The organism is Kocuria massiliensis, assembly GCF_900169715.1.
Lineage (GTDB): Bacteria > Actinomycetota > Actinomycetes > Actinomycetales > Micrococcaceae > Rothia > Rothia massiliensis.
In genome coordinates this window covers 204,471-226,808 of the sequence record NZ_LT835160.1, presented here as the reverse complement: position 1 = coordinate 226,808, position 22,338 = coordinate 204,471, and the positions used below count along the sequence as shown (strand labels likewise).

23 protein-coding genes and 1 tRNA gene are annotated in these 22,338 nt (G+C 61.8%); 16 read left to right on the top strand and 8 right to left on the bottom strand.

Annotated elements, in window-relative coordinates:
* Positions 1–28: 28 nt before the first annotated feature.
* From eno to ilvA, 10 genes are all read left to right on the top strand, one after another.
* Positions 29–1,318: a phosphopyruvate hydratase gene (gene eno, locus B9Y51_RS02560; protein ID WP_085528684.1), complete on the top strand. Its 1,290-nt coding sequence runs from the start codon at positions 29–31 to the stop codon at positions 1,316–1,318.
* 114 nt (positions 1,319–1,432) lie between these two features.
* Entirely contained in the window at positions 1,433–2,080 is a 648-nt protein-coding gene (locus B9Y51_RS02555) for an FtsB family cell division protein (RefSeq protein ID WP_048679594.1), read from the top strand.
* A gap of 37 nt (positions 2,081–2,117) precedes the next feature.
* Positions 2,118–2,720: a DUF501 domain-containing protein gene (locus B9Y51_RS02550; protein ID WP_048679592.1), complete on the top strand. Its 603-nt coding sequence runs from the start codon at positions 2,118–2,120 to the stop codon at positions 2,718–2,720.
* Between the two features lie 15 nt (positions 2,721–2,735).
* Positions 2,736–3,704, top strand: coding sequence for a Ppx/GppA phosphatase family protein (locus tag B9Y51_RS02545; RefSeq protein ID WP_085528683.1), 969 nt, complete (start codon positions 2,736–2,738; stop codon positions 3,702–3,704).
* Between the two features lie 6 nt (positions 3,705–3,710).
* Positions 3,711–5,153: a S8 family serine peptidase gene (locus B9Y51_RS02540; protein ID WP_085528682.1), complete on the top strand. Its 1,443-nt coding sequence runs from the start codon at positions 3,711–3,713 to the stop codon at positions 5,151–5,153.
* 101 nt (positions 5,154–5,254) lie between these two features.
* Positions 5,255–6,640 carry an NAD(P)/FAD-dependent oxidoreductase gene (locus B9Y51_RS02535; RefSeq protein ID WP_048679586.1) on the top strand — a complete coding sequence of 462 codons (1,386 nt, stop codon included), beginning with the start codon at positions 5,255–5,257 and terminating at the stop codon, positions 6,638–6,640.
* 84 nt (positions 6,641–6,724) lie between these two features.
* A tRNA-Leu gene (locus B9Y51_RS02530) sits at positions 6,725–6,798 on the top strand.
* Between the two features lie 160 nt (positions 6,799–6,958).
* The gene (locus B9Y51_RS02525; protein ID WP_085528681.1) at positions 6,959–7,852 is read left to right on the top strand and encodes a Bax inhibitor-1/YccA family protein; all 894 of its coding nucleotides are present in this window, start codon (positions 6,959–6,961) and stop codon (positions 7,850–7,852) included.
* 100 nt (positions 7,853–7,952) lie between these two features.
* On the top strand, positions 7,953–9,254 hold the full coding sequence (locus B9Y51_RS02520; RefSeq protein ID WP_082156682.1) for an AI-2E family transporter: 1,302 nt from the start codon (positions 7,953–7,955) through the stop codon (positions 9,252–9,254).
* A 93-nt stretch (positions 9,255–9,347) separates the two neighbouring features.
* A complete protein-coding gene (gene ilvA, locus B9Y51_RS02515; RefSeq protein WP_048679580.1) occupies positions 9,348–10,598 on the top strand; it encodes a threonine ammonia-lyase in 1,251 nt (416 codons plus the stop codon).
* Positions 10,599–10,690: 92 nt separating this feature from the next.
* On the opposite strand, the gene greA is transcribed toward ilvA, so the two are convergent.
* Both greA and B9Y51_RS02505 read right to left on the bottom strand, forming a co-directional pair.
* On the bottom strand, positions 10,691–11,191 hold the full coding sequence (greA, locus tag B9Y51_RS02510) for a transcription elongation factor GreA (RefSeq protein WP_048679578.1): 501 nt from the start codon (positions 11,189–11,191) through the stop codon (positions 10,691–10,693).
* A gap of 175 nt (positions 11,192–11,366) precedes the next feature.
* A complete protein-coding gene (locus tag B9Y51_RS02505) occupies positions 11,367–11,819 on the bottom strand; it encodes a DUF4307 domain-containing protein (RefSeq protein ID WP_082156681.1) in 453 nt (150 codons plus the stop codon).
* A 160-nt stretch (positions 11,820–11,979) separates the two neighbouring features.
* On the opposite strand from B9Y51_RS02505, the gene mca reads away from it, so the two are divergent.
* Together mca and B9Y51_RS02495 are read left to right on the top strand one after the other, a co-directional pair.
* Entirely contained in the window at positions 11,980–12,897 is a 918-nt protein-coding gene (gene mca / locus B9Y51_RS02500; RefSeq protein WP_245826054.1) for a mycothiol conjugate amidase Mca, read from the top strand.
* A complete protein-coding gene (locus tag B9Y51_RS02495) occupies positions 12,894–13,232 on the top strand; it encodes a hypothetical protein (RefSeq protein ID WP_085528679.1) in 339 nt (112 codons plus the stop codon). The genes mca and B9Y51_RS02495 overlap by 4 nt, the downstream gene beginning before the upstream one ends.
* A gap of 3 nt (positions 13,233–13,235) precedes the next feature.
* On the opposite strand, the gene trhA is transcribed toward B9Y51_RS02495, so the two are convergent.
* Complete coding sequence (trhA, locus tag B9Y51_RS02490) at positions 13,236–14,051, bottom strand: PAQR family membrane homeostasis protein TrhA (RefSeq protein WP_085528678.1); 816 nt, start codon at positions 14,049–14,051, stop codon at positions 13,236–13,238.
* A gap of 182 nt (positions 14,052–14,233) precedes the next feature.
* Between trhA and B9Y51_RS02485 the strand changes: the two genes are divergently transcribed.
* The 3 genes from B9Y51_RS02485 to B9Y51_RS02475 all read left to right on the top strand — a co-directional run bounded on the left by B9Y51_RS02485 (position 14,234) and on the right by B9Y51_RS02475 (position 16,071).
* Positions 14,234–14,995 (top strand): isoprenyl transferase, encoded by a 762-nt coding sequence (locus tag B9Y51_RS02485; RefSeq protein ID WP_085528677.1) that lies wholly within the window; start codon positions 14,234–14,236, stop codon positions 14,993–14,995.
* 9 nt (positions 14,996–15,004) lie between these two features.
* Positions 15,005–15,523 (top strand): prepilin peptidase, encoded by a 519-nt coding sequence (locus tag B9Y51_RS02480; protein WP_143467963.1) that lies wholly within the window; start codon positions 15,005–15,007, stop codon positions 15,521–15,523.
* 62 nt (positions 15,524–15,585) lie between these two features.
* Positions 15,586–16,071 carry an NUDIX hydrolase gene (locus B9Y51_RS02475; RefSeq protein ID WP_085528675.1) on the top strand — a complete coding sequence of 162 codons (486 nt, stop codon included), beginning with the start codon at positions 15,586–15,588 and terminating at the stop codon, positions 16,069–16,071.
* Here B9Y51_RS02475 and B9Y51_RS02470 read toward each other — a convergent pair.
* Positions 16,002–16,661, bottom strand: coding sequence for a hypothetical protein (locus tag B9Y51_RS02470; RefSeq protein ID WP_177345058.1), 660 nt, complete (start codon positions 16,659–16,661; stop codon positions 16,002–16,004). The two genes, B9Y51_RS02475 and B9Y51_RS02470, sit on opposite strands and share 70 nt — an antisense overlap.
* Before the next feature lie 66 nt (positions 16,662–16,727).
* Here B9Y51_RS02470 and B9Y51_RS02465 point away from each other — a divergent pair, with 66 nt between their 5' ends.
* Positions 16,728–17,330, top strand: coding sequence for a TetR/AcrR family transcriptional regulator (locus B9Y51_RS02465; RefSeq protein WP_085528674.1), 603 nt, complete (start codon positions 16,728–16,730; stop codon positions 17,328–17,330).
* A 98-nt stretch (positions 17,331–17,428) separates the two neighbouring features.
* On the opposite strand, the gene B9Y51_RS02460 is transcribed toward B9Y51_RS02465, so the two are convergent.
* The 4 genes from B9Y51_RS02460 to B9Y51_RS11145 form a co-directional block, all read right to left on the bottom strand.
* The gene (locus tag B9Y51_RS02460; protein WP_048679568.1) at positions 17,429–19,174 is read right to left on the bottom strand and encodes a pyruvate dehydrogenase; all 1,746 of its coding nucleotides are present in this window, start codon (positions 19,172–19,174) and stop codon (positions 17,429–17,431) included.
* A gap of 179 nt (positions 19,175–19,353) precedes the next feature.
* Positions 19,354–21,195, bottom strand: a complete 1,842-nt coding sequence (locus tag B9Y51_RS02455; protein WP_245826053.1) for an MDR family MFS transporter — start codon at positions 21,193–21,195, stop codon at positions 19,354–19,356.
* A 56-nt stretch (positions 21,196–21,251) separates the two neighbouring features.
* Positions 21,252–21,929, bottom strand: coding sequence for a TetR/AcrR family transcriptional regulator (locus B9Y51_RS02450; protein WP_238651154.1), 678 nt, complete (start codon positions 21,927–21,929; stop codon positions 21,252–21,254).
* Between the two features lie 122 nt (positions 21,930–22,051).
* Complete coding sequence (locus tag B9Y51_RS11145; protein ID WP_153245885.1) at positions 22,052–22,216, bottom strand: hypothetical protein; 165 nt, start codon at positions 22,214–22,216, stop codon at positions 22,052–22,054.
* Positions 22,217–22,338: the final 122 nt, after the last annotated feature.

Below are 22,338 nucleotides of genomic sequence, written 5' to 3'. Positions count from 1 at the left end.
TCATTCACGATGCAAAAGGAGCATTCAGATGGCGATCATCATCGACGTTCACGCCCGTCAAATTCTTGATTCACGAGGCAATCCCACCGTCGAGGTTGAGGTTTTGCTTGAAGACGGCGGCTTTGGCCGCGCGGCCGTTCCCTCGGGAGCTTCCACCGGCGAATTCGAAGCTGTGGAGCGCCGCGATGGCGACTCTTCCGTTTACCTCGGCAAAGGCGTGCTCGATGCCGTCCGCGCCGTGATTGACGAGATCTCCGAGGTCGTCATCGGCCTCGACGCGACCGATCAGCGCATCATCGACGAGGCGATGCTTGAACTCGACGGCACCGACAATAAGGGCAAGCTCGGCGCCAACGCGATCCTGGGTGTTTCCCTGGCCGTTGCCCGCGCCGCCGCTGAGTCTGCGGAATTGCCCCTGTACAAGTACTTGGGCGGGCCGAATGCCCACGTACTGCCCGTCCCGATGATGAACATCCTCAACGGTGGTTCGCACGCGGACTCGAATGTGGACATCCAGGAGTTCATGATCGCTCCGATCGGCGCGCCGACCTTCTCTGAAGCCCTGCGCTACGGTGCCGAGGTTTACCACAGCCTGAAGTCGGTCTTGAAGGATCGTGGCCTGGCCACCGGCCTGGGTGACGAGGGCGGATTCGCCCCGAACCTGGATTCCAACCGTGCCGCCTTGGACCTGATTCTCGACGCGATCAAGAAGGCCGGATACACCCCCGGCAAGGACATCGCCCTGGCCCTCGATGTCGCGTCCTCCGAGTTCTTCAACAAGGATGACAACACCTACAGCTTCGAGGGAACTCGCAAGACGGCACAGGAAATGTCCGCCTACTACGGTGAGCTTGTGGAGGCCTACCCGCTCGTTTCGATCGAGGATCCGCTCGACGAGGACGACTGGGAGGGTTACAAGACCATTACCGCCGAACTGGGCGACAAAGTTCAGATCGTGGGCGACGACCTCTTCGTGACCAACCCCGAGCGTCTCGGCAAGGGTATCGAGCTGGGCGCCGCCAACGCGTTGCTGGTCAAGGTCAACCAGATCGGTTCGCTGACCGAAACCTTTGACGCAATCACGATGGCTCAGACCAACGAGTTCCGTTGCATGGTCTCGCACCGTTCCGGAGAGACCGAGGACACCACGATTGCCGACATCGCCGTGGCGACCAACGCCGGCCAGATCAAGACCGGTGCCCCGGCTCGTTCCGAGCGTGTGGCGAAGTACAACCAGTTGCTCCGCATCGAGGAGGAACTCGGTCGCGCGGCAACGTACGCGGGCGCCGCTGCCTTCCCGCGGTTCACCGCGAAGTAATTTCTCGTCACTGGTAGACGACGCGACGCCCCGTCCCGGGTTCTCCGGGGCGGGGCGTCTTTCGGTAGAGTGAACTCACGTCCTTCAGCTTCCCCACCCGAGAGGTCATACGCCATGAAGAATCCCTTCTCCGCCGCGTCGACGTACCTCGGAGTGGGTCAGGCTAAGAAACGGCGGCCCCGCAAGCGTCGTCGCCGTGCTGACGAATCCGTAGACTCGAGGTCTGAAGAACTCCGCTCTCCTGCGGATGACTTCATGGGTTTCGGGACTCGGCAGCCCCGCCGCGTCGTCGAACGTGCCGATGTCGACGACGAGGGTCGCCCCCTAGAAAAGGGCCTCGGTGAGGAAAATTGGGGTGACGTCGATGAACCCCGTGAACCCGTTGCCGCCAGGAGCTTCTCCGGGCGCACTGTACTTCTGCTGCTCGTGGTTCTCGCGCTCGTCATTCCGCTGGCGCCGACCGTCCACCGATATTTCTCGCAGCAGGCCGAAATCGCCAGCCTCGAGCAAAATATCGACCAGCTCAAGTCGGAGCAATCGGACCTCAAGAAGCAAGAGAGCCAGTGGAACGACGACGACTACGTTCGGCAGCAGGCTCGCGAACGGCTGTTCTACGTGAACCCGGGGGAGACGCCCTATGTGGTCTCCGGGAAGGATCAAAGCAGCCAGCAGCCGAAGGATGATTCGGCCGAGGCGTCCTCGGAGATGCCTCCCTCGTGGGGCGTCAACCTGTGGTCTTCCTTGACCGAAGCCTCACACTAGCATCACCATCTGCTCGCATCTCCCGAGAAGGAAACCCGTGCCCCAGAATTTTCAGGACCACGAGCCTCATGGCTTTGGCGTGACGGCGACGACGCTCGCTCCTACACCGCGAGACCTTCAGGTCCTGTCGCGTCAGCTGGGACGTCCCGTCCGCGACGTCGTCGAAATCCCGGCACGCTGCGTGTGCGGCAACCCTCTCGTGGCGGCGACCGCGCCTCGGCTGGCGAACGGCAGCCCGTTCCCGACGGTCTTCTACCTGGCGCACCCCGTGATTACTCAAGCGGCCTCGAGGCTTGAGGCTGCCGGACTGATGTACGAGATGACCGACAGCATCGCCGAGAATCCAGAACTCGCCGCAGCTTATGGGGCTGCTCACCGGAATTACCTGGCCGAAAGGGAGCGCATTCGTGTTGCTTCAGGTACGGACCCGGTTCCGGAAATCGATGGAATCTCGGCCGGAGGCATGCCCGAACGGGTTAAGTGCCTCCACGCCGTCTTGGGTCACACGCTCTCCGTGGGAACTGGTATTAATCCCATGGGGGATCAAACTCTGCGCGCGATTGAGCAGTGGTGGACGCCCGATCAGTGCGCGTGCGACCCGTCGTGGCGCGAGGATACGACGACCGTTGAAGAGTCCTAGGGGGACGAAGAACTCATGCGCGTAGGCGCCATTGACTGTGGGACCAATTCGATCAGGTTGTTGATCGCCGAGATCGAGAAGCATCCGGCCGAGGGCACGCATCCGAAGATTCAGGACGTCGTACGGCAGATGCGCATTGTGCGGCTGGGCGAAGGAGTCGACGCTACGGGGTGGCTCTCCCAAGCAGCCCTGGACCGCACCTTTGAGGCGGCCGATGACTACGCGTCGTTGCTGAAGAAGCACAAGGTCAAGCACGTTCGAATGGTCGCTACGAGCGCCACGCGCGACGCTGGAAACCGGCAGGCCTTCATCCAGGGAATATCCGATCGTTTGGGCGGAGTCGTTCCCGAAGTTATTTCCGGCACGGAGGAAGCCGAGTTGTCTTTCTTGGGCGCGGCGGCAACCATCGACGCCGCAGGGTCGGGGCGATCGCTCGTCGTCGACGTCGGAGGCGGATCGACCGAGTTCGTGTTGGGTGACGAGAACGGCGTCGTCGCCTCCCGGTCGGTCAATATCGGAAGTGTGCGGCTGACGGAGCGCCACCTGAGCTCAAACCCTCCGGCCGAAGGGCAAATTCGCCGCCTCGTGCACGACGTCGATGCCGCGATCACCACGGTCCTCGACTCCGTTCCGGTGGGCACCGCCACGCGTCTCATCGGGGTTGCCGGCTCGGTCACGACCGTCACCGCCCAAGCACTCGGTCTAGAGTCCTACGACGCCGACCGCATTCATGGCCACGAGATGCCGATTACTGAGGTGGTTGCTGCGGCGCGCGAGCTGACCACGATGACCACCTCTCAGCGACGAGCCCTGGGCTTTATGCATGAAGGTCGCGCCGACGTCATTGGCGCCGGCGCCCAAATTTGGTCTCGGATCGCCGAGCGTGTGAGCGAGCTGACCGACGGACGCATCACGACGGCAATCACCAGCGAACACGATATTTTGGACGGCATCGCCCTCTCCGTTGCCGCGTCCAGAAAGTAGCGCGTCATGACGATGAAGCGCACGATCCGGGCCACCGGTGCGCTGATCGTCTCCGGGATCCTTGCCGTGGGCTTGGTGCCCGTAGCGACAGCGGAACCCAGCCCGGCACCTTCGGCCACGGCGGGTCCCTCCCACGGCGACGACGTGCGCAATCACGAGTACTGGCTCGACGAACTGGGTATCCGGGACGCGTGGAAGAAGTCCACCGGAAAAGGCGTCAAAGTTGCCGTGATCGATACGGGCGTGGACGCTCATCATCCGGACTTACAAGGCTCCGTCGAAAAGGGACACGACGTGTCCGGAGGCGGCAGCGCTGATGGATGGAAAGCCATCGGAGCTGAGCCTGAACACGGGACGCTGGTGGCGTCGATGATCGCTGGGCATGGGCATGCGGGCCGTGACGCTGACCAGGCGCCGAAGGGCGAACCGGGGCAGGGTGCTGGCGTCATCGGTGTGGCACCGGAAGCGTCGATCATCCCGATTTCCACGTGGTTGGGCACCGAGAATCCCGGTGGGGTGAGTGTCGACGATCAGATTCCGCGGGCCGTCAAACAGGCGGTGGACTCCGGGGCCCAAGTCATCAACCTGTCGATCGGGTCCTCAAAAACCACCTGGCCGGAATCCTGGGACTCGGCCTTTCAATACGCGCAAGACCACGACGTCGTGGTGGTGGCCTCGGCGGGAAACCGTGGATCCGGGGTGACCCAAGTGGGCGCTCCGTCGACCATCCCGGGCGTCGTCTCGGTCGGTGGGATCGACAGGTCGGGCCGTGCCTCGTGGGATTCGTCCTCGCAGGGGATCTCCATCGCCGTCGCGGCACCCAGCGAGGATCTCATCGGCGCTATGCCGAATAACCAGTACGGGCTGTGGTCGGGAACCTCCGGGTCGGCGCCGATGGTTTCGGGCGTCGTCGCACTGATGCGGCAGAAGTTTCCGGACGAATCCGCCTCTCAGATCATTCAGCGGCTCATTTCCACGGCGAAAGATCAAGGTGCTCCTGGACGTGACCCGGAGTATGGGTTTGGTGTGGTGGATCCGGCCGCCGCGTTGACCCGCGAGGAGGACGTCGGGGGCGTTCACGAGAACCCCCTTGGTTCCGTCGAAGCCTGGGCCAAGATTCACCGGCGGGCCGTGCCGACGGATGAGCCGAGTCAACCACCGGAAGCGGAGCACGCGGTGGGGGAGAAAATCGACCCGGTGGCCGCTCCTCAACCTCAGCCGACCTCGCAGGTCAAACTCTTGCTTCCCGTCATTCTGCTCGTGGCGGTGGCCGCATGGATGTGGCTGATCGCCGCGGGCACCGTAGCGCGATTGCGTCGGATCCTCGGGTCGCCGCCTCACCCGCCGCACCGCGCGATAGTGGAATACTGGGGGTGGGGCCGCAGACGGCGCAACTCCGACGGTGAATCGCAACGCCGGTCCACGGATTTTTGGGGACCACTGGCGTAATCCTGTGGATTGTCAGATAGCGGCGCCATCATTTCGGTGGCATCATGGGAAATCGAGATTGTCGAATCCCGCACGAAACCAAAGGGAGTAGCATTTTTACCATGTCTTTTAATCAAGTGGCGAACGATCGCCCTCGTGTCCTGATCGTCGGTGGCGGCTACGTGGGCTTCACCGTCGCCAAGCAGATTCAGTCTGCGATCAAGGCTTCCGGCGGCGTCGTGACCGTGGTCGACCCGAACCCTTACCTGACCTACCAGCCCTTCCTTCCCGAGGTTGCGGCCGGCCAGATCGAGGGCCGTCACGCCGTGGTGCCGCTGCGGCAGCATCTCAGCGGTTGTGAAATCCTCGGTGCCCGCGTGGAGAACATCGATCACCACGCCAAGACCGCTACGCTCCGTGCCAACGACGACGGCGACACCTACGAGTTGAAGTACGACCAGATCGTCGTCGCGGCCGGTTCCGTGACCCGTGCTTTCCCCATTCCGGGCCTGGCCGAAAACGCCATCGGCATGAAGACCATCGAAGAAGCCGTGCACGTGCGCAACTGGGTGCTGGATCGCATCGAGACCGCGTCGTTGCTAAAGGACGAGAACGCGCGTCGTCGCGCCCTGACCTTCGTGGTCGTGGGCGGCGGGTTCGCCGGTGTCGAGACGATCGCCGAGCTGGAAGATATGGCTCGTGACGCCGTTTCCCGGAACTCCCGCCTCCGCGTTTCCGACCTGCGCTTCGTCATGGTCGAGGCCATGGGCCGAATCATGCCGGAGGTCCCCGAGGACCGCGCCGAATCTGTGGTGGCGCACCTGCGCTCCCGCGGCATCGAGGTCTTGCTGAACACCTCTTTGGGTGAGGTCGACGGCGACACCTGCAAGCTCATCAACATGGCGGATAAGTCCCCGGCGGGCGAGGTCGAAACGCAGACCCTCATCTGGACCGCCGGTGTTATGGCCGCGCCGTTCCTCAAGAACTCGAGCCTTCCGATCGACGAACGCGGACGTGTTCGTGTGGGCGCCGACCTGCGCGTCACCGGCGACGACGGAGTGATCGAGGGCGCTTGGGCCGCTGGCGACAACGCCGCCGTCCCGGATCTCACGGGCAAGGGCCCCGGCGGATTCTGCGTCCCCAACGCTCAGCACGCTTCGCGCCAGGCACTGACCTTGGCCGCAAACTTGCTGGCAGCACGCAACGGTGGCGAGCTCAAGGATTACTACCACGAGAACATCGGCGCGGTTGCCGGTCTCGGTTCCTACAAGGGCGTCGCGAACATCAAGGGACGTTCGTTCGAAGGCCCCTTGGCATGGCTCATGCACCGTGGCTACCACGGCATGGCCATTCCGACCGTCGAGCGCACCACTCGCGTGGCGGCCAACTGGTTGCTCAGCCTGGTGTTCGGCCGCGATACCTCGCCGATCCGTAACGAGCGTGAACCGCGCTTGCCTTTCCAGGAAGCCACCAACACGGCACCCAAGGAAACCAAGGCGCACCTGTAATATCATCATGTGCCGTCCCGTCTCACGGCGGGACAGCGAGGACGCCACCCCGCATCATTGCTCACAATGATGCGGGGTGCTCTCGCCCCAGTAGCCCAATCGGCAGAGGCAGCGGACTTAAAATCCGTTCAGTGTGGGTTCGAGTCCCACCTGGGGCACCGTAGATTGTTCAATTTTCTCTGAGCGTACGCACACCGTAGACGCTCCCGTCCCGAGATTCCGGCCTGTAGACTTGAGGGAACACCGGTTCGTTCCGGCTCGCACACTTTGTCCTACGCGTGGCCGATGTGAACCACCGCTTGAGAATTGAGGAATCCCATGGGACGTGGAAATCCCCTGATCAGGCGCATGGATCAAGATGCGCAGCGCAACGACTACGCTCACGCCGGCCAGTACGCCGGTTACGGTCAGCAAACGGCCTACGGCCAACAGGGCCAGTACGGTCAGTCCGCAGGTTATGCCCAGCAGGGCGGCTACGGGCAGCAACAGTACGGACAGGGGCACGATGCGGCGTCCCTGAACCAGATGTACAACGCGCCGTCGGCCGGCCCGCAGGAAACTCAGCGCGCCACGATGGACGACGTCGTGGTCAAGACCCTCAGCATGCTCGGCCTGATCGCCGTTGGCGGAGCGGTCGGCTGGTTCCTTGGCATGATCGGCATAGTTTTCGGCATCATCGGCTTCGTTCTGGCGATGGTCGTCATCTTCAAGAAGAAGGTCTCGCCGGGCCTCATCATCGCGTATTCGGTGTGTGAAGGCGCTTTCCTCGGGGCATTGTCTAAGTCCTTCGAATCGCAATTCGGTGGAATCGTCTTGATGGCCGTGGTCTCCACGCTCGTCGTCTTCCTGGGAATGCTGGCCTTGTTTGCCAAGGGTGTGCGCATTTCGGGCAAGGTCGCCAAGGTCGTGGGCATCGGCATGATCGCCTACCTCGTCTTCATGGTAGGCAACATCGTGTACGGCGCCTTCACGGGTAGCTCGATGCGTGACTTCACCGTTTTCGGTATCCCGTTGGGCGTGATCATTGGCCTGCTCGCCGTGGTCATGGCGTGCGTGTGCCTGATCTCCGACTTCCAGCACATCGACGGCGCCCTCAAGGCCGGCATCCCGCAGCAGGAATCGTGGCGTCTGGCCTTTGGCCTGATCCTCACCGTCGTCTGGCTCTACGTGGAGATCCTCCGCCTCGCCAGCTACTTTATGCCGCGAAACTAGCTTTTACCCGAGCTCAGCCTCGGACTAAAGCGGGACCTCACCTTCGGGCGGGGTCCCGCTTTGTGTTGAGGCGCTTGGTATAGCCCCTATGATGAAACCTATGACTTCGACCTCTCGAGCGACCTCAGATTCTTCCCCTGAGTCCCACCTGGACCACGGCGGGGGATCGGCGGACCGTTTCCGCAATCCCGATATTCCGTATGGCCTGAACGTGGCGGCCGCGTGGTCCTGGCGGCTCATCGTCATTCTCACGATGGCCGGGGTGTTGGTGTACCTCAGCCGCTCCGTCAGCACCATCATCACGGCAGTCCTTGTGGCCGCCCTCATCGCGGGCCTCCTTTCCCCGTTTGTTCTGTGGCTTCGCCGCAGGAAGGTCGGCGCAGGCATCGCGACGGCGATCGTGGAGTTGGGTGCCATCATTGTGGTCTTGGGTTTGCTTGCCCTGGTGGGTCAGCAAATGGTCAAGGGCTTCTCCGAGCTTTCGGACCAGGTGGTCTCCGGCTACCACCAGCTCATGACGTGGCTGTCGGATGGCCCGTTGCAGCTCTCGGTGGATCAGGTCGACAACGCCATCAGCTCGGTGACCAAAGCCGCCAAGGATAATTCGAGCCAATTGCTGAGCGGCGCGGCGGCTGCGGGATCGACCGCTGGTGAGATCGGCACCGGGCTGCTCATCGCGCTCTTCACCTTGATCTTCTTCTTGCTGGAGGGAGAGCGTATCTGGCTCTTCTTGGTCAAGCTGATTCCTCGCAAGGCACAGAAAGCCGTTAACGGTGCCGGACGCCGAGGCTGGCATTCGCTGGTTTCCTACACGCGTGTCCAGGTGTTGGTGGCCTTCGTGGATGCCCTGGGTATTGGCATCGCCGCATTGATTCTCGGGGTGCCGCTGGCTTTCCCGCTGGGCGTGCTCGTTTTCCTCAGCTCGTTCATCCCCGTGATTGGTGCGCTGTTCTCCGGGGTCATCGCTGTGCTGCTGGCCTTGGTGGCCAATGGCCCGATCAACGCCTTGATCATGTTGATTGCGGTGCTCTTGGTTCAGCAGATCGAGTCGCATATTCTTCAGCCGCTCGTCATGGGCCGTGCGGTGTCTTTGCACCCGCTTGCCGTGGTCCTCGCGGTCGCCCTCGGGTCCACCGTCTTGGGCATCTTGGGCGCCCTCTTTGCTGTCCCGGTGCTCGCCGTCGTCAACACCGTGGTTCGCTACCTGGCTAACCGCGGATGGGAGCACGACGAGAACATTCGGACGACCCCGTTTGCCTATCAATGGGAAATTGAGAAGCGGGAGAAGAAGTCTGCCGCCCAGAAGGCTAAGGCGAAGCTCAAGGAAGCCAAAAAGTCGGTGACCGATTCCGATTCGGACTCGGAGAAGCCGACCGCATCTCATGGGTCGGACGCGTCCTAGCCGACCTCGACGACTCATCCCGAGTGACAGTAGATTGACCGTGAAGCCCTACCGACCTGGTGGGGCTTCACGCACAGAATGAAGGTTAAACCAGTGAATCCTTTGGAGAATCTCCCCGTCCAGATCGACGACGTCGAGCAGGCCGCCGCGCTCGTGGGAAGGATTATTGAACGGACGCCCATCGCCCACTCCCGGGCCATGGAACGCAAAATCGGGTCGCCGGTTCACTTCAAGTGCGAGAACCTCCAACGGTCCGGTTCATTCAAGGTTCGTGGTGCGTACAACCGTATTGCCCAACTCAGCGACGAGGAGAAAGCTCGTGGCGTCGTCGCCGCGTCCGCGGGCAACCACGCTCAAGGCGTGGCATTGGCCGCCTCCAAGCTCGGGATCGATGCGCGCATCTATATGCCTCAGGGCGCCGCTTTGCCGAAGATCGCCGCAACACAGGGCCATGGCGCTCGCGTGATCCTGCACGGAAACACGGTGGACGAAGCCCTCGCGGAAGCGCAGCGCTACGCCGAAGAGACCGGCGCGGTGTTCGTGCACCCGTTTGATAACAAGCACATCATTGCGGGCCAGGGGACATTGGGTCTGGAAATCATCGAGCAGGTTCCGGAGGTCGATACGATCATCACCGGCGTCGGTGGGGGAGGCCTGCTGGCGGGCGTCGCGATTGCCGCGAAGCACCACGAAGCGAAGACGGGCAAGAAGATCCGGGTGATCGGGGTGCAGGCCGAGCACGCCGCCGCCTATCCGCCGTCGCTGGCTGCGGATGCCTTGGTGCCCCTCAAGAAGGTCTCCACCATCGCGGACGGCATCGCGGTGGGGCGTCCGGGACAGTTGCCGTTCTCCATCATCAAGGAGCTGGTGGACGACGTCGTGACGGTCACCGAAGACGACCTCGCTCGAGCCCTGATCTTCCTCATCGAACGCAACAAGTTGGTCGTCGAGCCGGCCGGAGCCGTGGGTGTGGCGGCCCTGATGAATGGCAAGCTCAATGAAAAGTACGGAAATTTGGGCTCGACCGTCTGCCTGTTGTCCGGGGGAAATATTGACCCCATGCTCATGCTGAAGGTCATTCAGCGAGGTCTCTCGGCGGCCGGCCGGTACCTCACGGTCAAGATCATGCTCACCGACCACCCGGGCGAGCTACGCGATATTTCTCGGATCATCTCGGAATGCGACGCGAACGTCACGGGGGTCGATCACACCCGCGTGGGTGGTTCGCTCTCCATGGGAGACGTGTCGATCACCATCGATATGGAAACCAAGGGCGAAGAACACAGTAACGAAGTCCTACAGGCCCTGGAAGCCGAAGGGTTCAAGCCGATGGTCGTGGGCTGACTCACCAAACCCCACGGTTCTCTCTGAACTACGCGAAGGGGCCGGTTTTCGCTGTGTGCGAAAACCGGCCCCTTTGGTGACATTGAGGACGCTTAGTACGGCTTAGCCGAGAGCACCTTGAGGGAGATTTCTTTCCCGTTGGGTGCCTTGTAGCTGAGCTGGTCGCCCACCTTGTGGCCGGTGATGGCCTGTCCCATGGGGGACTTCTCGGAGAAGACCTGGATGTCCTGGTCTCCGGCAAGGGTCTCGGCGACTTCGCGGCTTCCCAGCAGGAAGGTGATCTTCTTGCCACCGATTTCCGCCTCGACGAGCATTCCGGACTCGACGATGCCGTTATCTTCGGGCTTGGCGCCTACCTCTGCATTCTCGAGCAGGTAGCGCAACTGGGCAATGCGGCCCTCGTTTTTGCCCTGCTCTTCCTTGGCCGCGTGGTAGCCACCGTTCTCACGGAGGTCGCCCTCTTCGCGGGCGGCTTCGATGCGGTCCACGATGTCCTGACGCTTAGGACCCTCGCGCTCCTCCAGCTCGGCTTGCAGGCGGTCGTACGCCTCCTGGGTCAGCCACGTGCCGTTCTCGGTGGTCTCTTCCGACATTTTGTCTCCTTGATGCGACGCTGCACCCGCGGGCCTTCCGCGGTGGTTCCAGCGGGAGGTCGGCCCTGCCCGCGACGTCTTGACAGATAGATAAAACCCGCCCGGGCATACCCGTGGCGGGAGAAGTCAAACTCCTACTATAGCGACCGCCTCGCGGAAGGGAAAGACAGTTTGCTTATCTTGTTGTCCAACAGGAATCGACGGTAGCTGTATGAGCTTGTGACGTGGTGCGAAGATTGACGCGGTGTGGCGAGGTTTTTTCGCGGAGTTGATCCTCGGGCACGTGGCCGATGGTGACTTCCTTCCAACCGACGATCGCGTGTTGGTCGTTCAAGGCCTGCACCGCGCACGTGACCGTATCTTCCGGTTCCTTGGTCAGGTCGAAATCCAAGGTGACGTCGGTCGCTCGGGAATCGTCGAAACTGACCTCTTTAAAGGTTGGCGCACGTGAGTTTCCATACGCGATCCAAGCGGCAAGGAGTACTCCCACGGCCACTAGCGCTCCCACAATGACCCACCAAGCTCGTCGCGAAAGGCGACGGTGGGGACGCGATGTGCCATAACGCTGGTCTAGAGTGGGTGTGGTCAATGTGGGGAAAACCTGTCCGTTGATCTGCGGGTCGACCACGTCGGTGAGACGTTCTCGGGAGAATCTGATGGACGGCCCTGAAGCACTCTCTACTGTATCGAAAAGAATGAGGTGTCCGTACGTGACAACCGCTCAGGAACCCGGCTCCGCCGCGGCGACAAACTCAAGCGCGCCCACGCTCGGGGACGACTACAGCGGATTGAGAATCCTCGCGGTACACGCGCACCCTGACGACGAGTCCAGCAAGGGCGCCGCCACCATGGCCGCCTACGCTCGGCGCGGTGCACGCGTGATGGTGGTTTCATGCACCGGCGGAGAACGAGGGTCGATTTTGAATCCGGCCGTCGAGGAGAATCCGCGAGCTCATTGGGACCTTCCGGGACTGCGTCGTCGTGAGATGGCCAATGCCCAAGCAGCTCTGGGCGTGGAACACCGGTGGTTGGGCTTCATGGATTCCGGACTGCCGGAAGGTGACCCGCTACCCCCATTGCCTTGGGGATGCTTCGCGACGACGCCGCTGGAACGTGCCGCGGCCCCACTCATTCGGGTGGTTCGTGAATTTCGGCCTCACGTGTTGCTCGCCTACGACGAGAACGGCGGCTATCCGCATCCGGACCACATCATGGCCCATAAAGTGGCCACGGAGGCCTGGGAAGCCTCGGGGGATCCTCGCCGCTACTTGGGCGAGGGCACGCCGTGGGAGCCCTCCAAGCTGTACTACGACATGGCGTTCAATACCGACCGCTTCCTGGCCCTGCACCACGCGTTAGAGGAGCGAGGCATGGACTCGCCCTATGCCGAGTTCATGGCGCGTTTGGCCGAATCGGAGCCAGAAGGCGCCCCGCCGGTTTCGCGGCACGAGACCACCACGCAGATTCCGTGCGGAGACTATTTCGAGGTTCGAGACGCCGCGTTAAAGTCGCACACCTCGCAGGTGGACCCCACCGGGTTCTTCTTCGCCGTGTCCACGGATTTTCAACGGGAAATTTGGCCGTATGAGGACTACGTCCTCGCGGCGAGCCGGGTCGAGTCGGCCCTTCCGGAACACAGCCTCGATGCCGGAATCGACCTGTCCGGCACAGTTTCAGGTGCTGGGGAAGGTGTATCAGGCCAATGATGGTGGCAGTCAATGTAGCGAATTTCCTCATGGCAGCGGATGAGTCGCCGAGCCTCAAACCAGGTTTGGACGCCAATCAGGTCTCGCCCGGGGTCATCGGCTTCCTCATCACGTTGCTCCTCGCGGTGCTCATCATTTTGGTGGGCTTGGACCACACGCGGCGTCAGCGACGCTTGAAAAATAGGTTCGATTACGCGATGGCGCGCGAGGAAGAGCGACGAGAAGCTGAACAAGCCGACGGTTCATCCGAGGATCTCGCGGATGCCGGACATGACTCCGTGCAGGCGCGCACGAACGTCAACGGAACTCCCGGCGTCGACCCGGAACGCCGCTGACCCTTAGCCGTACAGCGCAAACACGACGGCCGTGTAGTGGCAGGCGAAGCCAAAGATGGTGCACACGTGGAAGAGCTCGTGGAAGCCAAAGACCCGCGGTGAGAGCGCGGGTCGTTTAAGGGCGTAGAAAACGGCCCCGACGATGTAAAACACTCCGCCAGCGCAAATCAACAGCGTTGCCGTGGGGCTGACCGACCAGAAGTCGCCCAGGAAAAACAGCGCCATGAGCCCCATGACGACGTACAACGGTGTGTAGAGCATTCGAGGGGCACCGGTCCAGAACACCCGAAAGAGGATCAAGAGCACCGCGCAGGCCCAGATGCTCCAGAGCAGGATTGCCGTTTTGGGTTGGTCCAGCATGACCAGGGCCAACGGGGTATAGGTTCCCGCGATGATGAGCGAAATATTGGAGTGATCCAATCTTTTGAACGTCATCCGGGTCCGGCCCCGCCAATAGGCTCGGTGGTACATGCCTGAAACCCCGAACAAGATCACGCTCGTGGCACCGAAGACGGCGCATGCGGCGGACACCGCGCCTCCACCCGCCAAAACGATCAGCACAATGCCTGCCGCGAAGGCTACTGGGGCGAAAGACGCGTGGATCCAGCCACGCCAGAGCGGTTTCCGTTCGAGAATCTCGTGGAAACCCTGCGCGGCGCGGTTGGCGGCGTCTTCAATGTGGGACGAAGCGATGCGGGTCGCTTCGCGCGCACGTTCGCCCCACGGTGCCTCGGTCCCTTCGCGAGGCGCCGTCGAGTGGCTTCCGCCAGACGTTGGTCGATGCTCCTCAGAAGGAGAAGGCCGGCCCGATGAACTCATATGCTGATGCCCCTCTCGAACCCTTAACGTTCGAATCATTCTATTCCTGGCCCCTGGTGGTTTGCTCCGTGGCTGTGGAATCGGCATCGAACGTCGGCACGAACGGGTACGGTTAAGGAACGCGAACTCGCTGGAAGGTCCAGTGCGACAGGCTCCCAGCCTCGACGATCCGAAGGACAGCCATGAAGCTTTCAAAGCCTCTGTACAGCGTGTACGAGCGGAATCTCACGGCTTCCATCCCTGCGGATCGCCTGCCGCAGCACGTCGGCGTCATGGTGGACGGAAACCGGCGGTGGGCCGCTCTCATGGGGCAAACCACCAAGCATGGTCATCAGAAGGGCGCCGAACGGATCATCGAATTTCTCGGGTGGTGCCGGGAACTCAAGATCGGCGTCGTGACGTTGTACATGCTCTCCACAGAGAATCTCAAGCGTCCGGCCTCCGAATTGGGAGACCTCCTCGGTGTCATCCAAGACTTGCTGCGAGAGCTTGGAGAAAGCCAGATCGCTCGTCTGCAGCCCGTGGGCGCCTTGGACCTCTTGCCGGATGATCTCCCGTCGATATTGGAAGACGTCACCGAACAGACCGCCGAGGTCGAAGGCCTGCACGTGAACATTGCGGTGGGCTACGGAGGGCGTCAAGAGATCGTCGATGCGGTGAGGGAACTCCTGCGCGACGCCGCCGCAGAAGGCCAAAGCACCGAAGAAATCGCCGACCGTCTGACCTCGGAGGACATCTCAAGCTACCTCTATACGCGGGGACAGCCGGACCCCGACCTGGTGATTCGCACCTCCGGCGAACAGCGGCTCTCCGGATTCATGATGTGGCAGTCGGCCTACAGCGAGTTCTATTTCTGTGAAGCCTTGTGGCCGGATTTCCGGCGAGTGGATTTCCTCCGAGCGTTGAGGGACTTCGCGGGTCGGCAGCGTCGATTCGGGTCTTAAGGGCGTGCCGTGGGTGCCGTGCTGTGCTCGTGGTGGGAGGCGGGACCTGAGGGGAAACTCGCTGCGGTGTGCGTTCTCCCGTGCCTTCTGGCCTACATGACGTTGGGTGGCCGCCTCGCCTGGGTGGATGCGACCAGCCACCGTCTTCCTCGGAAGCTGACTCTGCCCCTGTATCCCATAGGAGTGTTCAGCCTGGGTACGGCCGCCGTGACGGCTTCGGAACCCCGCCGGGTTATCACCGCCCTGGCCGGAGCCATCCTGGCCTGGGGCGTTTTCGTGATCTCGCGGTGGCTCGGTGGAGGCGCTCTGGGGCGCGGCGACGTCGTCCTTGCGCCCATACTGGGCTGGGCCTGCGGATTTCTCTCGGTCCTGCACGCCGTGGCTTGGGTGGCATTCTCTTTTATCGCGGCCGGTCTATGGGCCGTGGCCCTCTTGGTGGCGGGTCGGGTGCGTCGCGATGCCTATCTACCCCTCGGGCCCTGGATGTTCCTGGCGGCGGGCGTGGTGTGGTGTATCGGAACTTCCTGAACGGCTTGTCCCAGCCCCGGTAGGGTGGTTGGAGTATCGACGCCGGCAAACGAGGAGTTCCCATGCCAACGCCCGAATTCGTGGTGCAGATTCGCGAGAAGATTGGCCACGACCTCCTCTGGATGCCCGGTGTCACGGCCGTCATTCTGGATGAAAATCAACGAATCCTCTTGTGCCGGCGGTCGGATAACGGTGCTTGGACCCCGATCACGGGGATCGTCGATCCGGGGGAGGAACCTGCCGTGACGGCGATCCGCGAGGCCGAGGAAGAGGCCGGTGTGGAAATTCGCGTCGAATTCTTGGCCTCGGTCAAGGCCAATCCGCCGCAGGCCTTCCCCAACGGCGACCACGCGCAATTTCTCGACCTGACCTTCCGATGCCGATACGTGGCCGGAACGGCTCGCGTCAACGACGAAGAATCCACGGACGTTCGGTGGTTCTCCCTCCAGGACCTTCCCGAGATGAGCGAGAGGATGCTCTACCGGATCCGCTCGGCGGTGGAGTGCTCCGGCCCCGCGGAATTCTCCGTGGATGGGCTGGAAGGCTGAGAGGACTCTCGCGGCGGATCGTCCAGCGCATGCTGTGAGGTCGCGGCTGGGGCTCGGCGAGGCCAGATCGTGTAGCTGACCGTGATGATGAGGTCGATCATCACCACGACGCCGATGGGGCGCAGGCCATCGGAGAGCGCTTTGGTCTGCTCCGGTTGACCAACCATCCACACCATTCCGGCAAGAATGCCGGCCGAGATGAGCGCCGCCACCCACACTTGCACCGTGCCCTTCCACTGCTCGCGGATATGTTCCCGGCCGTATAGCCGACGAGGCTTGGACTTGGTGGGGGAGTCGCCTTCGCGACCAAACCGCCGGGCGAATTTTCGGTCCGCCCAGGCCACGAGGGTGTGGCCGAAGGCCACGGAAATGCCGATGTAGTAAGCCGACAGAGTGTGTGCGAAGGAAGCTTGTCCGCCGCCCCGTAGGTCGGCGACCGTGACGGAGAGGAGAACCACGTCGACGAGCGGAGCTATCGCCAACAGTATGAGGCCTAAGCGGGGCCGCCTCAGCACGTAGCGGGCGGAAAGGCCTGCTAAGAGAAAGACCCAAAAACCAATCTCGCAGGCCACGATGGTTGCGACGATCACGGGAACTCCTTTGTGGTACGACTGTGCTAATTACGGATACTAGCACGGTTGTACTACCATGTGGGAGTGCCCAAAAAAATCGACAAAAATGCCCGCAAGGAGCAGCTCGCCGAAGCCGTGTGGGAGACCATCGTCGAGGACGGCGTCGCGGCGGTCTCCGTGCGGAACGTGGCAGACCGGGCGGGTGTCGCCGTCGGCTCGCTCCGTCACGTGTTCCCGACGCGCGCAGAATTGGTGGAATTCTCCGCGCGACTCATGTTGAAAGCGGCGACCGACAGGGCGCGGGCCATTCCTCGGGGAGACGATCCGAAAGAGCACGCGGAGAGGGTGCTCTCGGAATTTTTGCCGTTGGATTCTCAGCGTCGGGCGGAGCTAGAAGTAAACCTCGCCTTGATTGCCGAAGCGCCGGTGTTGCCCGAGCTGACACGTATTCGCAATGAAGCAACCCTCGCCTTGCGCGCCGCGTGCGTGATCCAGGTGGAGCGTCTCCAGGGTCGCGAAATGGGCTTCACGGCCGCCCTGAAGGGCGAGGGGGACCATCGTGCGGGGGCTCGGTTGCATGCCCTGATCGACGGGTTGGCGCTTCATATGTTGGTGGATCCGGAGCGTTCCGAGGAAACCCTCGTCATTCTGCGTCAGGAACTCGACCGGATCGCAGCGGCCAGGTAGCCCGACCTCCGGCGGAGATGTGCGGAGCGTGGGCGAAAAAAGCCCCGATCTTTCGTCGCGTGGACGAAAGATCGGGGCTACGGCAAGCCGCGAGAATTCTACCTCAGGGCATTAATGTTGCGCAGGTTGGAACGGGCCATCGAGACGGCTTCGCCCGCACCGCGGTTGAAGACGATCTTGGACATGGCCGTCGCGAATCCGAAGACCATGCTGTTGTCAATCTGCGGAGGAACCGAAAGGGCCAGCGGATCCGTGATGACCTCGATGACGCTCGGGCCCTTGTGGGACAGGGCGTCCTCGTAAGCCTTCTTGAGCTTCTTCGGGTCCGTGACGCGTTCCGCGTGGAAGCCCATGGCCTTGGCGACGTCGGCATAGTTGATGTCCGGAACATCCACTCCGAAGTCCTGCAACCCGTCGACCATCATCTCCATCTTGACCATGCCCAAGGTCGAGTTATTGAAGACGACGATGTTCAGCGGAAGCTGGTACATCGCGGCGGTTGCGAGCTCGCCCATGAGCATCGAGAGTCCGCCGTCGCCGGACATCGAGATGACCTGGCGATCCGGGTAGGCGACCTGAGCACCCACGGCCTGCGGCAAGGCATTCGCCATCGACCCGTGGAGGTAGGAACCGATCAGGCGACGGGTGCCCAACGGGTTGATGTACCGAGCGGACCAGACGTTGCACATGCCCGTGTCGGCGGTGAAGATGGCGTCCTTGTCGGCCACCTGGTCAAGCAGCGAAGCCGCGTATTCCGGGTGGATCGGCTTGTGCTTCTCCACGTTGCGCGTGTAGGCGCCGACGGCCTTGTTCATGATGGTGTCGTGGCGCTTGAGGAGCTTCTCCAGGAACTTGCGGTTGGACTTGCGCTGCACGAGCGGCAAGACCTTCTGCAGAGTCTCCAAGACGTTGCCCTCGATCTGGAGATCCACGTCGGTGCGGCGGCCCATGTGTTCAGGGGCCGTGTCGACCTGGATGGTCTTGGTGTCTGGCAAGAACTGGTCGTAGGGGAAGTCCGTGCCGAGCATGATCATGAGGTCGGCGTCGTGAATACCTTCGGCCGCCGCGCCGTAGCCCAACAGGCCCGTCATGCCGACGTCGAAGGGATTGTCGTACTGGATGAAATCCTTGCCGCGTAGCGAGTGGCCGATCGGCGCACCCACCTTGTCGGCCAATTCGATCACGGTGTCGTGTGCACCCTTGGCGCCGGCACCGACGAACAACGCGACCTTTTCGGCAGCGTTGATGGCCTCGGCGAACTCGGCGATGGTGGAGTCCTCGGGGACCTTGGGGGAACGGCGAAGCGTTCCGATCTTCGGGGCTTCCGCGCTGGAGTCTTCATCGGCCAAATCGCCGGGCAAGGTCACGACGGAAACTCCGGACTTGCCCACGGCGTAGCGAATCGCCGAGGCCAGCACGCGGGGAGCCTGATCCGTCGTCGAGATGAGTTCGTTGTAGACCGAGCACTCTTCGTACAGGCGTTCCGGATGAGTCTCCTGGAAATAGCCCTGGCCAATCTGCACGCTGGGAATCTGCGATGCGATGGCCAGAACCGGTGCCTTCGAGCGGTTGGCGTCGAAGAGACCGTTGATGAGGTGAAGGTTGCCGGGGCCACACGAGCCGGCGCACACGGCGAGCTCGCCGGTCAGCTGTGCTTCCGCTCCGGCGGCAAATGCCGCAGCTTCCTCGTGGCGGACATGCACCCAGTCAATGCCGCCCTTCTTAGCACCACCGGTTGCCCGGACCGCGTCGACGATGGGGTTGAGAGAGTCACCGACGATGCCGTAAATGCGATGAACACCGGCTTCGATCAGTTGTTGGACGATCTGTTCTGCGAGTTTCACAGTTCCTCGATTCCTTGTCGATCGGCTCGGGACCACGTGATCCCTATTCAGCTCATGTAACCAGGTCAGGCTGGAAGCTATTCCGCCCCGAGCCTTCATTTGATCGGGATCACGAAGGTTCGGGGCGAAATCTCATTTTGACCGCCTGACAAGGGCGAATTTAGTGACGTGGCCTATTGCTAGGAGTCTCTCACATCACGGTTCGAGGTGTCCGGCACGGCATCCACGGGGGAGTCCGAGACGTGGCGGCCGCGATGCGTAGCGGTCGTCGCGTCGTTGGATGCCCCCTCGCCGGGCTCGTCCTCCTGGTGGGCCGTTGCGTCGCCGTTCCGAGATGATTCGGAGCCGGAGGAATCCTCAGAGGAGGACACCACGCGCGTGGATCCGGTGATCGGGACGACCGGGAACTGGCCCGTATGCAGATTTTGATAAGCCTGCTCGGCCTCTTCGCCGTCGATGGCTTCTCCGCGAGCCACCATGCCGGAGACCGATCGAAGCGGAATCTCCTTGAGGAAGAGCGAGAGGATGAAGGCCAAGGCCATGAAGGGCAGCAGGTACCAGAAGACCGGAGCCAATGATTCGGCATAGGCCTTCACGACGCCGTCCTTCAAGAAATCCGGCATGTCGTTCAGCATGGACGGGGTCAGCGACGACGCGGCGTCGCCACCCACGCCACTGCCCTGCGCTGCCTTGGCGGCCTGGGGCGGGAGGGAACTGAACAGATCCGTCAGCTTTTCGGACAAATGCGAGGTGAACATCGCGCCGAAGATGGCCACGCCAACCGAGGAGCCCATCTCGCGGAAGTAGTTGTTCGCACTGGTTGCGGTGCCGAGCTGGGTGAACGGAACCGAGTTCTGCACCACCAGGACGACGACCTGCATGATGAGTCCCAGACCCACGCCAAAGGCGAAGAGCATCGTGCAGATGATCCACACGGCGGTGTCCGCCGAGAGGGAGGTCATCCAGACCATGACCGCTGCCGTGATCAGCGTCCCGAGAATCGGGTACATCTTGTACTTCCCCGTCTTGGAGATCAAGTTACCGGAGAGGATCGAGGTCAGCATGAGCCCCGCCATCATCGGCAGCATCAAAAGACCGGAGGCGGCCGCCGAGGTGCCGGTGGACATCTGCAAGAAGGTCGGGATGAAGGCCAGCGCGGCAAACATGCACATACCGAGGAAGAAGCCGATGGCCGTCGCGATGATAAAGATGCGGTTCTTGAACAGGGTCAGCGGAATCACGGGGTCGCTGGCCTTAGATTCAACCAGCACGAAGACGCAACCCGCCACCAGGGCGCCGGCGCCCCACATCCAGGTTTCCAGTGCACTCCAGCCGTGATCATTGGATCCACCGAAGTCGGTGAAGAAGATGAGGCACGTGGTGGTGATGGACAGGAAAATGACGCCCAGAATATCGATGCGATGTTGTGCCTTATGGGACGGCAACTTGAGGTAAATCAACGCCACGATCAAGGCAATGATGCCGAGGGGAACGTTGACGTAAAAGCACCACTGCCAGGTCAGGTGATCCACGAAGAATCCGCCGAGCAACGGGGCGATCACGGCGGACATGCCGAAAACGGACCCCATGACGCCCATGTAGCGACCGCGTTCCTTGGCCGGAATGATGTCACCGATGATCGCTTGGGCGAGGATCATGAGGCCACCGCCGCCCAGGCCCTGGATGGCGCGGAAAATCACGAAGAACCAGAAGCTCGTGGAGAACGAGATGACGAGTGAAGCGCCCGTGAAGATGGTCAGGGCGATGAGGAAGAGGTTTCGGCGGCCCAACGTGTCGCCGAACTTACCGTAGATCGGCATGACCAGGGTCGAGGCCAACAGGTAAGCGGTCGTCACCCAGGTTTGGTGCTCGACGCCGCCGAGGTCGCCAACGATGGTCGGCATGGCCGTCGAGACGATGGTCTGGTCCATCGACGCGAGGAACATGGCGACCAGAAGGGCCCCGAAAATGGTCCAAATCCGGCGCTTGGTCAGCAGGAATTTGCCGTTGGAATCGGTCAGCTGGTCCTTGCGCCGCGTCTTTCTGGACGCGGCGCGGTCCGTTTCGGTGGATTGAGTCACGATTTCTCCTGTGCGTTGTGCTGAATCGACGTTCCGAACGGCTGAAAAGCCACGTCCATGAGTTCGTCGTACGTGTGGATGAGTCGTTCCGAGCCGTATTCGAACGGTTCGGAGTCGGTAATTCCTTCGATGTAGTGGTGGCGGATGCTTTCGACCGTTTTGAGGGCCACGAGGCGCTGGCTCTCCGAGAGCCCAGGGTGGCGGCGTTTCAAAAGCTCGGAACGGTCTTGGAAATTGGCATCCGCTTTCTTGATGAAGTACTCGATGAGTTTGGGGTTGTCCTGAATGATGTGCCGAATGCGGCGCATCCGGGACGGTTGAAAGCCAACTAGTCGGGACTGCTCGACGTCGGCGTACATGCGTACCATTTCCAAAACCACGGAACATTCGGGTGTCGCGTAGGTTTCGTCCAGGTACTTTTGGCGATACTCCTCGGGAAGATCTTCGGAGTCGAAGTCGAACAGGGCATCTTCTTTGCTCGAAAAGTAATTGAAGAATGTGCGGCGAGAAATTCCCGCCTTCTCTGCTGCTTCATCGACCGTGAAACCGGTGTATCCGCGTTCCTCCGCGAGGTTCAAGCACGCCTCATGGATGGAATTGCGCGTCTCTAGTCTTTTGCGCTCCCGAAGACTTTCGGCGCAGGCGCGCGGAAGGTTAGTTTCACTATCGACCACACAGTGTATTTTTGCACTCAGGCCTCTGGTGTGCAATTGCTGGCACTGTGAGCTTGGGCATCTTGAGACACAAAAAGCCGCGCCGAAGAATCGGCGCGGCATACGTCGGGCGACGTCGCGGGCTACGCGGCCATCGGGATCGAAGGCAATGCTGTTGCTGTATACGTCAACGTGGACATTCCCATCGCCATGGTCATCTGATCCATGTCCGCGTCGCTGAACGAGAAGTCGTTCGTGTCGCGAGCTGCGTGGTGAGCAGTGTCCGTGGAGAACAAGCGGAAGATCATGATGTGGTCCTTTCGGTCGAGCCGTCAAGCAACGTCCTGCTTGATGTCTTCGACTGTACGGACCCCGCCGTTCCGGGGGAGCAGAGCTACATCTGAACTTGGGCAGAGCTGGCTCTACCCTT